This is a genomic window from Alteromonas oceanisediminis (assembly GCF_018474025.1).
Classification (GTDB): Bacteria; Pseudomonadota; Gammaproteobacteria; order Enterobacterales; family Alteromonadaceae; genus Alteromonas_E; species Alteromonas_E oceanisediminis.
This window is the reverse complement of sequence record NZ_JAHCTA010000007.1, coordinates 98,077-110,136: the sequence shown is the minus strand read 5'-3', so window position 1 is coordinate 110,136 and position 12,060 is coordinate 98,077. Positions and strand designations below refer to the sequence as shown.

Genomic DNA, 12,060 nt, shown 5'->3' with positions numbered 1-12,060 from the left:
AGTTTTTTGTCAAACGCATTACAAAATCGACTCGTGGGAACTATTGTGATCGTTGCGTTGGCGGTCATTTTTCTGCCCGATCTGTTAGATGGGCAAAAGTCCGAAAGCAATACTACGTTTGTGGCTGTGCCGACGCCGCCTGATCGTAAAGCGTTGGTTCAGCCTAAAGAGTTCCCCTCCGAAGAAGTGGCTGCAGCGGCATCTCGACCTTTGGAAATCGTTGATGAGCAACCGCTGGATGAACAATTCTCTGGGTCAGAACCGGTGGAGCCAGAAACGGCTGCACCAACCAACGGCCAACCAAACGCTGATTTAAAGCAACAAACCAACATTGAACGTGACACGGCAGCAGAACAAGATGGTGCTGGTTGGGTAGTACAATTAGGCAGCTTCCGGCACCAAAAAAACGTGCGTGAGCTTCTGGATAAATTAGAAGATGCCGGATACCGAGCGTACAGTAAGCCAGTGGAAACCAGTGTCGGGCGTTTAACAAAGGTGTTTGTCGGGCCAGACTTGCAGCGTCAAAAACTGCAGGATGCTTTACCGCATTTGAAACAGATCACGGGCTTAAGCGGCAAAATCACTGAGTTTAAAGTGTAAATAATTTACCCCATTCACGACGCCGTTTGTAGATTGGTATTCGTGTTCGGTTCTGATAGAATGCGCGCCATTCTGATGAGGTATCCCTTCCTTACTATGATGAAAGCGACGCACGAATGAACTGGTTTGATTTCGCCATTCTTGGCATCGTCGCCTTGTCTACGGTGATCAGCGTAATCCGTGGCTTTGTCAAGGAAGCTATTTCACTGGCAGTCTGGTTTTCCGCGTTATTTGTTGCCAGCCAGTTTTATCCTGACATCGCGGTCTATCTAACACGGATCACCGACGAACTGTTGCGCAATGGTGTCGCCATCGCTATTTTGTTTATTGCCACATTGTTGGTAGGCGCTTTGGTGAACTATGTATTCAGTCAGCTTGTACACGCCACGGGGCTGAGTGGCACAGACAGAGCCCTGGGTGCTGTGTTTGGTGCATTGCGTGGGGTCTTGATCGTCAGCGCATTATTATTTTTTATGGATACGTTTACACCGGCAGCATCGTCTGATTGGTGGGCTTCATCTGTTCTAGTTCCTGAGTTTGCTGTCATTATTGAATGGTTTTTTCAATACATGGAAGGTAGCTCTAGCTTCTTAACGTCAAATTGAGTAGGTAAAATCGCATGTGTGGTATTGTGGGGATTGTTGGCAGAACTGGGGTTGCTCAGTCACTCTATGATGGTTTGACCGTATTACAGCACCGTGGTCAGGATGCTGCTGGCATCATGACGATTGAGAATAACGTGTTTAACCTTCGTAAAGCCAATGGTTTGGTCAGAGACGTGTTTCACACACGGCATATGAAGCGTCTCACCGGAAATATGGGTATTGGCCACTGCCGTTATCCAACAGCGGGTTCGTCAAGCTCGGCAGAAGCTCAGCCTTTTTATGTGAATTCACCCTTCGGTATCGCATTTGCGCACAACGGTAATCTGACTAACTCAGAGGTTTTGCAGAAAGAAGTTTCACGCATTGCCCGTCGTCACATCAACACAACGTCCGACTCTGAATTATTGCTTAACATACTAGCTCACGAGCTGCAGAATGTGAGCAACGATGTGCTATCTCCCGCCGATTTTTTCAAAGTCGTCAGTACGGTTCACGGGAAAATTCGCGGCGCTTATGCGGTTGTCGCTGCCATTATTGGGCACGGCATTTTAGCCTTTCGCGACCCCAATGGTATCCGACCATTGGCACTGGGAAAACGAATCAGTGAACTTGGTGAAGAGTACATGGTCGCGTCTGAAAGTGTTGCTCTGGATGCCGTAGGGTTTACGTTTGTTCGCGATGTTGCACCGGGTGAAGCGGTTTACATTACGGAGCAGGGGCAGCTGCATACTCAGCAGTGTGCCGTTGAGCCAATGACAGCGCCGTGCATTTTTGAGTTTGTTTACTTTGCCAGACCCGATTCATTTATCGACGGTATTTCTGTGTATGCGTCACGCGTTAATATGGGCGTTAAACTGGGCGAGAAGATTAAGCGTGAGTGGGCGGATAAAGAAATTGATGTTGTTATTCCAATCCCAGAAACTTCCATGGACGTGGCATTGCAAATCGCGAATACCTTGGAACTACCTTATCGCCAAGGCTTCGTTAAAAATCGCTACATTGGTCGCACGTTTATTATGCCCGGCCAAACCATGCGAAAAAAATCAGTGCGTAAGAAGTTAAACGCGATTTCATCCGAATTCAAAGGTAAGAATGTATTGCTGGTTGACGATTCAATTGTACGCGGTACCACGTCAAGTCAGATTATCGAAATGGCACGAGAGTCGGGGGCAAAAAAAGTCTATTTTGCTTCAGCGGCGCCTGAAATTCGCTTCCCCAATGTCTACGGAATCGATATGCCTTCCGCCAACGAATTGGTTGCCTATGGTAGAGAAATCGACCAAATCAGTGACTTAATTCAAGCGGACGGTCTGATTTTCCAAGATCTGCCTGACTTAGTCAGTGCGGTTAAGCAGGAAAATAGCGATATTCAGCGGTTTGAAACCTCGGTGTTTGATGGAAACTATATTACGGGCGACGTGGATCAGCGCTACTTAGAGAGTGTCGATGCGGCGCGCAGTGAAAAATCCAAAAAGGCCCCTGTGGTGCAAGCAGAGCTCAGCAATCTGGACGTGCATAACTTTGACCAGATGGATTAAAAAAAACGCCAGCGAATGCTGGCGTTTAACTTTCAACAATGGCCCTGCAAAGGGTCAGTGCGTATAAACCGGGCCCATGCCCATTCCCCACAGCAACACACTGCCGGTCATCAGAATTACCAGTAGGACCAGACCACAAGTCACTACAGAACTGGAATAGATAAAGCCCTTATCTTGATGGATATGCATCATTATCGGCACACCCGAATAAAGTAGATACACAGAATACGTTAATCCAACCAAGCCCACAGCCATGACAAACCACAGGACGGGATAGAGGGCGGCAAAGCCAACCATAAACAATGGGGTAGCAGTGTATGCCGCCAATTCAAGCGATTGCGTGTAAGTTGGAAATTCATCGAACGCTTTTGCAAGCTCATGGGCCAAGATAGCGAGCGCGACTACGCCTGCTATCAAACCAAAGTACATGGCAATACTCATTGTCAGGGCGCTTTGTTGAGTCAGCTTGATGACGTCACCCACACCCACGCTCCAACCGATATGCGCGGCGCTGTAATAGCCTGTTATCGCGGGTATCAACGCAATAATTGCGATATGACTCAGCGCATAAAAGAAACTCTCATGCCGAGCGTCGATTGATTGCCACTCTTCTTTGGGATGCGCATAAATTCCCCACAAGTGATTTAGTATCATCGTTGTTAGTCTCCTGAAGACGGGTTCATAAACGCTACTTAAGGGCGTCTTATTGCTATACGTCAGTGCGGTGGTTAAATAACCCACTGCAATGTAATCAAAGTTTTAATAATTAACAATGAGTTAACATTGATTTTGCGGGATGTGTAAAATATCGTCAAGTAGCAATGACTAATTATTCTGTCTGGTGCGCTTTTTTTGTTTCAGGGGGGAATAGCGTGTGTGACGTTTGCATAGTATCGTAGCGCATGTTCTGAATACTGTTTACGTGAAATGAGGAGCCGTCACATGAGTACTGCGATACAAAGCGTCTCCGATATGCCCGGTGATATCCAAGGTTTTACAACCACACAACAGCAATTTTGGTCATTGCAAATATTTGGCTGGGTAGGCTATTTCATTATTGTTTTCTTAGCCATTATTCGACCACAATTTGACTTTGCGGATTTTGACCTTACTGGGCAATTGATTCACCTCTGTGTTGAGACACTCAGTGGGTTTGCACTGTCATGTGTGCAATGGGCTTTCATTCGCCGTGTTATTCACAAGCCGCTGAATTTAGCTTTGGTATTGAGCTTTGTCTCAGCCGCGGCGCTAGGTATTGTTTTAAACGTCATTAAGCTGGCGTCTTACAAAGCGATTATTTATCAGCAGGTGTGGTACGAGCACCTAAGCATGTTAGAGTTTGGTGGATGGTTACTCTTTTCCATCGCGACGCTATTCGTATTTACTGCGATATTTTTTATCATGCTGTACAACAACCGACTGCAAACAGAACATCAGATGTTGCTGCGCACTCAAACCCTTGCTAAAGAGTCTCAGCTTCAAATGCTGCGCTATCAACTCAATCCGCATTTTATGTTCAATACTTTAAATGCGATATCAACATTGATACTGAAACGTGAAAATGACGACGCCAACGAAATGTTGGATAAACTGTGCGAGTTCTTTCGCTATTCTCTTGAAAATACCGGCAGTGAAACCTGTACACTCAGTGACGATATCAAGCTGGTTAGGCTGTATTTATCCATTGAAGAAGTGCGTTTTTCGAATCGTCTCAATGTCGACTTTGATATATCAACGTCTGCCCAAAGTGCTTTATTGCCAAACATGTTACTCCAACCGATAGTCGAAAATGCGATTAAATACGGGATTGAGTCATGTAAAAAAGGCGGGGTCATCAGTATACGCGCCGATGTACTAAGCGATACGCTGGTCATCAGCGTGATTAATACACGCCATGATAATGCGGTAGATTTACCGAAAGGGTTTGGGATTGGTTTGCAAAATACGCGGGAACGTCTGGATACCTTTTTTGGTGGTAGGACTAGCGTAGAGCTTTTGGAGCATGAAGAAATGGCTGAGGTTAAGCTATCGATGCCGTTTAAACACGTGAGATAAACGAATGACTAAAGTACTAACTGCGCTCGTTGTTGATGACGAGCCATTGGCTATTGAAGGGTTATGCTTGCGTTTGGACAAAATTGCGGGCATCAAGGTGATCGGTGAAGCTGCAGATGGCGATGATGCGATAAGACTTTGCCAGAAACTTCAACCCGATGTGTTGTTTATCGATCTGAAATTGCCGGGGATCAACGGTATCGAAGTGGTGCAAGCGCTACAGAGTGATAGTATGCCGCTGGTGGTATTCGTGAGCGCATACAGTGATTATGCTGTCGCCGCCTTTGAAGTCAGCGCCATCGATTACATTCTAAAACCTGCCAGCTTACACAGACTGCAACAGGCCGTTGAACGACTCCGGGTTCGATATGGATCTCAGGCGCAGGAGCAGGAAAAATTCAGGTTGCTCAAGGCGTTAGGAGATACATCTGGGCTCGCTATCTCTGAGCTGGAGAACTGGCTGGGTTCTGATAAACCCCTACCAACGCCGTTTCGGCAGGAGTTGGTTTTGAAAAACTCAGATCATCAAAAAGTATTTGTTAATGTGGCTGATATTCAATGGATTGACGCGGCTGGTGATTACATGTGTATCCACACCCGCGAGGAAAACTACATCGTGCGGATCACCATGAAGAAGCTGGAAACAGAGCTTGATAGTAAGGTGTTTCAGCGCATCCATAAGTCTACACTGATCAACATTAATGAAGTAAAAGGTATACAACCGCTGCGCAACAACGAAAGTCTTCTCGATTTGGGAAATAACGTTTCGTTGAAAGTCAGTCGAAACTACAGTTCTGCCATTCAAACAATTATCAACGCGCGAAGCCATTCTGCAGGTTAACGTAAAAATGTTTCGTTTTATCGCAGGCTGCGCGCGTTCTGCGGCGATACCGCAAATTCACTTCGTGACATCGCATTTGAATTGTTAATCAAATGTACATACCGCACTATCCTCGACGCAATTGTAATTAATCTGTTAAAGATATGTTTGCTGCTCAAGCGTGTGCCTCGCTGGAGCGACAAACGCACACCACGATTGGGACACTATAATGAAAATATCAGTCAAACCGTTCGCGACCGCTTGCGTGCTTGCATCAACTGTCGGTTTAATCAGCTGTGGCGGTAGCACCACCACTGACTCTGACTTCGAGTCAGTTGACGTGTCAGCGCCCGTTTCCGACTGGCAATTAGTCTGGAGCGATGAATTCGACGGCAACGAGATTAACTCAAACAATTGGACGCATGAAGTCAATTGCGCTGGAGGTGGCAACAACGAAAAGCAATGTTACACCGATGCCGATGCTAACTCATTTGTTGCCGACGGTAACCTGAATATTGTCGCGTTGCCTTCACAAGACGGCGAACCGCTTCCTTACACATCTGCACGACTGGTTTCTCAGAACAAAGCTGACTTTACCTATGGTCGCTTTGAAATCAGAGCGAAACTGCCGTTTGGGCAGGGCGCTTGGCCAGCCTTATGGATGATGCCAACCGATTCAGTCTATGGCGGATGGCCTCGTTCTGGCGAGATTGACATTATGGAAGCGGTCAATTTGAAAACGCAAACGCTTGAAGGCACTGAAGAGAATCGAATTTACGGCACTCTACACTATGGTAAAGGATTTCCCGACAATTCGTCGTCTGGAAAAGGTTATGCGTTCCCCGAAGGCGTCAATCCCGCAGATGACTTCCACACGTACGCGATAGAATGGCAAGAGGGCGAAATCCGCTGGTATGTGGATGGTTACCTATATGCCACACAAATGCGCTCGGAGTTCCGCTTTGATAGTCAGGGGAGAGCTGCCGGACTTAAACATCGTGGCTGGTTTGCTGAATACTTTGACAGCGTTAGCGGCGATCTCGAGGTGAAATGGGAAAACGCACCATTTGATCAGGATTTTTTCTTCATTATGAACGTGGCGGTTGGCGGAAACTGGCCGGAAAGTGTTAATGAGGGCGGCATCGACGCTACTGCATTTGCCGAGGGGCAAACCATGCAGGTTGACTATATTCGAGTGTACGAATGCGCGGCAGATCCTCTCACAGGACGCGGTTGTGAAACGGTTCGTCAAGGCTACAAAGATCCCGATGATGCATTAGTTGAAGGAGCTGCACCTATCCCTTCCATTCCTAGTTTGGATGATTCTGCAAGCGTCGTTATTTTCGAAGATGAACCCAATCCCAACTGGGCGCTATGGGATTGTTGCGGCGGCTCTACGCCAACGGTTGAAATGGACGATGCACCTTTTGGCAATGTGGTCGAATTTACCGTGGGTGCTGAGCCAACCGTGTTGGGGTTTACTTCACGAGAAGAGTTTTTAACCGACGACAATGGGGTTCCTAGTCCTTTTGATGCCTCAGGTATCGTGGCAACACAGGCACTGACGTTTGATATGAAACTCGTCACAGCGCCAGCCAATCCAGACAGCGAATTTTTGATGAAAATTGAAAGTGCGGGAGCGGCCACAGCGGTTGAACTGCCGTTGTCTGCAAGCAGCGAGGGCGCAGTGCCTTTAGTTGGCGAGTGGCAATCTTACACTTTTCCGCTACAAGCTCTCGCTGATGCAGGGCTGGATGTGAGCGCCATTGATGTAGTGATGATCTTCCCTGCCTGGAGCACTGGAGAAGGGGCTGTGTATCGGGTCGATAATGTAAAAATTGGTGATGGGAACGGGGCTGCGTCACCTGAACTTAATGTATTTATCGATGCTGAAAACCCCAACTGGCCATTGTGGGATTGCTGCGGTGGCTCAATGCCAACCGTCGAAATTGATGACGATGAGCACGGCTCTGTCGCTGAGTTTGTCATTGGCGCAGCGCCTACGGTGATGGGGTTTATCTCGCGAGCCGAATTTATCAATGCTGAAGGCGGCGTTGCTAGTCCGTTTGATGCGACCGCAATTCTTTCCAATGGCGTGATCCAGTTCGATATCAAGCTCGTGAACGCGCCAGATAGTGCGGATTCGATATTTCTGTTTAAAGTCGAGAGTGATAACGGTGCGACAGCCGTCGAATTACCCATGACTGAATCGATTGAAGGTTTATCGCCATCCGTTGGCGCGTGGCAAACGGTAACCTTCACATTAGCCGACCTTGCCAATGCCGGACTTGATGTGAGCGCAATAGATGTATTGATGATGTTTCCAGCGTGGGATACCGGTAATGGTGCCATTTATCGAATTGATAATGTGCGGATCTATGATCCCAACGCCTCATCAGGTTTCAGTGGATTTGTGCTGTTTGCGGATGAGGCGCGTGAGCAATGGTCAATTTGGGATTGCTGTGGCGGTACGACCCCATCGATAGAAGCCGATGATACTGAACATGGTGCAGTCGCTGAATTTACCATTGGTGCCACGCCCACAGTAATGGGACTGTTGGCGGATGATGATGTTTATCTTGATGCTTCTACACTCCTGACCAATGGTGTGGTGCAGTTTGAAATGAAGGTTGTTAACGCACCAAACGATCCGGACTCAACTTGGCTATTCAAAATTGAATCAGGTGATACATCCACGGCTGTCGAGCTACCTTTAGCTGATAGTCAGGAAGGTCAAGAGCCAGTGACTGGAGAATGGCAAACGTATACCTACTCGCTCCAAGCACTATTTGATGCTGGTCTTGATGTGACTCAGATTGACGTAGTGATGGTTTTCCCAGCGTGGGGGACCGGTGATGGAGCCGTATATCGTATTGATAACATGATGATCTTTGACCCTACCAGCGTGCCGCAGCCGCAAGGGCTGACACTGTTTAAAGATGCGAGCAATCCTGAGTGGCCAATTTGGGACTGCTGTGGCGGTAGCACGCCAGTTGAAATAGAAGATGACGCAACACATGGTGTAACAGCCGAGTTTTCCATCGGTAGCGAGCCAACCGTAATGGGGTTTATGGCTGATGAGGGGGTGTACTTTGATGCCAGTAATCTGCTGCAAAATGGCATGGTGACGTTCGAAATGAAGGTGATATCTGCACCTTTAGATCCCAATTCAACCTGGTTATTTAAGATTGAAAGTGGTGACACGTCCAGTGCCGTTGAATTGGCGCTAAGCGACAGTCTCGAAGGCGCCGAGCCGGTAGTGGGTGAATGGCAAACCTATAGCTACTCGCTGCAAACCCTCTTTGACGCTGGATTAGATATTTCTCAAATCGACGTAGTGATGATTTTCCCTGCCTGGGCAACGGGTAATGGTGCCGTCTATCGCGTAGACAATGCGTATATCACAGCTCCGTGAATTTCATGACTGAACCAGAGGGACCGCATAGCCCCTCTCTCGAAAAATTTGAAAAAAGTAGACCATTATGAAAAGCAAATTATTGATCAAAAGCCGTTTAGCTACCGCCGTTTCATTGGTGTTTGGCGCGGCTGCAACAGCGTCGGTGTTGGCTCAGGAAGCAGACACAGAGAATGCCAGCGCAGCGCAAGCAGAACAGAATGTTGAAGTTATTCAAGTGCAAGGTATTCGTGGTAGCCTCATTCGGTCGATGGATATCAAACGCAGTTCAGCCGGTGTTGTCGATGCGATTTCGGCAGAGGAAATGGGAAAGTTCCCTGATACGAATCTTGCGGAGTCGTTGCAACGTATCACGGGAGTCTCCGTCAGTCGTTCGAACGGCGAGGGGAGTCAGATCACGGTACGAGGCTTCGGCCCGGATTTTAATCTGATCACGCTGAACGGGCGGCAAATGCCGGGAACGGGCAACACGCGTTCATATAATCTTGAAAACCTGTCTTCCGAGGGCATCAACGCGCTGGAAGTTTACAAAACAGCACGGGCTGAACTACCCAGTGGAGGCTTAGGCGCCACAGTCAATATCGTAACAGCCAAGCCACTGAGCAATCCCGGTTTAAAATATTCTATATCGGCGAAAGGCATCTATGACAGTTCAAATGAAAAAGGTGACGACGTCACGCCGGAAGTTGCCGCCATTTATAGTGATACTTTTGCTGACGACACGTTTGGTATTAGCTTGTCTGCCTCTCATCAAGTTAGGCATTTTCAGCAACAAGGCGCTGCAATTGATGGTTGGAAAGCCAATGTCGCGCTGCCCAATCTTGACGAAGGAGATTTTATTGACCCGCGGGCAGTGGACGCTGAGGGCAATCGTATCGGCAATCATTTCTTGCCTCAGAACCTAGGGTATACCGTTGCTGATTTTGAGCGTTCTCGCACCAATGGCCAGTTAACATTGCAATACGCACCAACTGATGACCTGACGCTCTCACTCGATTACACCGCGTCAGAAGCCGAAACCGGCTCTGAAAGCACCTCGTTTGGCGTGTGGTTTAACTTTGGCGGGAACATTAACTCTTATGAACTTGACGAGCGCGGCACGGCCATACGCTTTAATGAAGCAAACAATGATTATGCACATACGGTTAGAAAAGGCACAACCAAAGTAACGGCTGAGTCTATCGGCTTTAATATGGACTGGAATATTACCGACAGTGTCCACGTTGAATTAGATTATCACGACTCGTCAAATAAGGTTGATGACGGCGCTGATAAAGGCAGCGGTAACAACGGGTTCATTATACTTGGGCCGAATAATCTAGTGTCAAAAACCTATGATTTCAGCCAAGGCGATATTCCTCAAATGGAATTGTTTTGGCCAGACAATAACACCGAAGCTCAGCCGGTTGACTTCGATTCGCAGTTTGCGCAGTTCTTCAATTCACCCGGCGAATCTACCGTGGAGCAATTGCAACTCGATTCAACCTGGATAAGCCCCTATGACACACCGTTAATGAGAATCAAAGCGGGTGTTGCCTATACTGACCAAAACATAGGCGGTCGGTTCGGCTTCAGTGGCAATCAAGGGATTGACGGCTACGACGGTGTGCAAGCGATACTGCCCGATCAGATGTTTACGCGAAATGATACCGGTGATTTTCTGGATCAGTTTGCTGGCGGCGGCGCGGATTTGTTGACCAATTACTACTATACCTACGACTATGACGAAGCGATTGCGCGTCATATCGCATTCTACGGTGATGATTTTGTTGCCGATGCTTATGCTGATGGTATCGATAGCGAAACCAATGTTCAGGAAGAAACACTGAGCGCGTATTTGCAAGCTGAGCTTGAATTTGATCTTTACGATATGCCAGCATTCTTGAATCTAGGTCTACGGTATGAAGAAACTGACGTTACCTCTACTGTTCGACAGCGCGTGGAAGACAAAGTCGTTTGGACAAGTTCAACGGAGTGGGTACTGCAGTATCAAGACATCGAAGATACTTTTGTTGTGGCAGAAGGTGAACATGATTTACTGCTTCCCACCATGGATTTCAGCCTTGAAATTACTGAGGATGTGATAGGTCGGTTATCTTACGGTAAAACCATTTCGCGCGCGCCATTGGGAAATCTTGCCGGTATTCGCACGTTATCGTCTAATCCTAAACCTGGCGCGCGTAGCGGTAGCTCGGGTAACACTAATCTGCAACCGTTTGAATCGACTAACTTTGATGTGTCCTTAGAGTGGTATTACGATGAAGGCAGTTATGCTGCGATCGGTTACTTTAAGAAAGACGTGAAGAATTTTATTCAGACTGACTTCAATACGATCACCGTTGACGGCTTGTACGATATTATTGGCGGGCCTCGTTATCTGCAAGCAGAAGCTGATATTGCCGCACGAGGGGAGCAGGTAACCGTTGAAGCCATCTTTAATCAAATCATTGCTAATGGCGGTGGGAACGGGAATGGGCAGATTGAGCAAAGCGCAGCCGATCCCTTGATCGAGTGGTTGGTGAGCCAACCGACCAATGGTGACACCAAAGCCGTTGATGGCATCGAGTTCGCGGTTCAACATCTGTTTGGTGAGACTGGCTTCGGTGCGGGTGTGAATGCGACATTTGTGAACGGTGATGTTGAATTTGACGTTAATAGTCTGAGTGTACAGTCACCATTGGTGGGTTTGAGTGACTCAGCTAATTTTCAATTATTTTACGAAAACCACGGTGTGTCAGTTAAAGTAACTTATGCGTGGCGCGACAGCTATCTGCTTGGTGTTGGTCAGGCGGCGGGTTCCGCCGATGCCCCACCGCAGTTTGCAAAGGAATACGGGCAATGGGATGTGAGTGCCAATTATGATGTAACCGATGAGCTGACCGTGTTTTTTGAAGGTATTAACCTGAACAACGAAACCGAAGAAATCTATGGTCGTTATGAAGAACAGTTCCTAGCCGCCAGACAATATGGTACGCGCTATATGCTGGGCGCACGGTACACATTCTAAACTTGCAACTTTGCGTGGTG

8 protein-coding genes are annotated in these 12,060 nt (G+C 47.6%); 7 read left to right on the top strand and 1 reads right to left on the bottom strand.

The window, feature by feature from the left end; all coding sequences use genetic code 11:
- The first annotated feature begins 6 nt into the window (after positions 1-6).
- The 3 genes from KIU71_RS13440 (at position 7) to purF (ending at position 2,743) form a co-directional block, all read left to right on the top strand.
- Positions 7-600 (top strand): SPOR domain-containing protein, encoded by a 594-nt coding sequence (locus tag KIU71_RS13440; protein WP_214131807.1) that lies wholly within the window; start codon positions 7-9, stop codon positions 598-600.
- A 116-nt stretch (positions 601-716) separates the two neighbouring features.
- Positions 717-1,205, top strand: a complete 489-nt coding sequence (locus KIU71_RS13435; protein ID WP_214131806.1) for a CvpA family protein — start codon at positions 717-719, stop codon at positions 1,203-1,205.
- A 14-nt stretch (positions 1,206-1,219) separates the two neighbouring features.
- A complete protein-coding gene (purF, locus tag KIU71_RS13430; protein WP_214131805.1) occupies positions 1,220-2,743 on the top strand; it encodes an amidophosphoribosyltransferase in 1,524 nt (507 codons plus the stop codon).
- 54 nt (positions 2,744-2,797) lie between these two features.
- Here the strand turns inward: purF and KIU71_RS13425 are convergent, their stop codons facing one another.
- Positions 2,798-3,397, bottom strand: a complete 600-nt coding sequence (locus tag KIU71_RS13425; RefSeq protein ID WP_214131804.1) for a Yip1 family protein — start codon at positions 3,395-3,397, stop codon at positions 2,798-2,800.
- Between the two features lie 288 nt (positions 3,398-3,685).
- On the opposite strand from KIU71_RS13425, the gene KIU71_RS13420 reads away from it, so the two are divergent.
- From KIU71_RS13420 to KIU71_RS13405, 4 genes are all read left to right on the top strand, one after another.
- Positions 3,686-4,798, top strand: a complete 1,113-nt coding sequence (locus KIU71_RS13420) for a sensor histidine kinase (RefSeq protein WP_250207503.1) — start codon at positions 3,686-3,688, stop codon at positions 4,796-4,798.
- Between the two features lie 4 nt (positions 4,799-4,802).
- Complete coding sequence (locus KIU71_RS13415; RefSeq protein ID WP_214131803.1) at positions 4,803-5,639, top strand: LytR/AlgR family response regulator transcription factor; 837 nt, start codon at positions 4,803-4,805, stop codon at positions 5,637-5,639.
- A gap of 208 nt (positions 5,640-5,847) precedes the next feature.
- Complete coding sequence (locus KIU71_RS13410) at positions 5,848-9,033, top strand: glycoside hydrolase family 16 protein (RefSeq protein WP_214131802.1); 3,186 nt, start codon at positions 5,848-5,850, stop codon at positions 9,031-9,033.
- Positions 9,034-9,100: 67 nt separating this feature from the next.
- Positions 9,101-12,040 carry a TonB-dependent receptor gene (locus KIU71_RS13405; RefSeq protein ID WP_214131801.1) on the top strand — a complete coding sequence of 980 codons (2,940 nt, stop codon included), beginning with the start codon at positions 9,101-9,103 and terminating at the stop codon, positions 12,038-12,040.
- Positions 12,041-12,060: the final 20 nt, after the last annotated feature.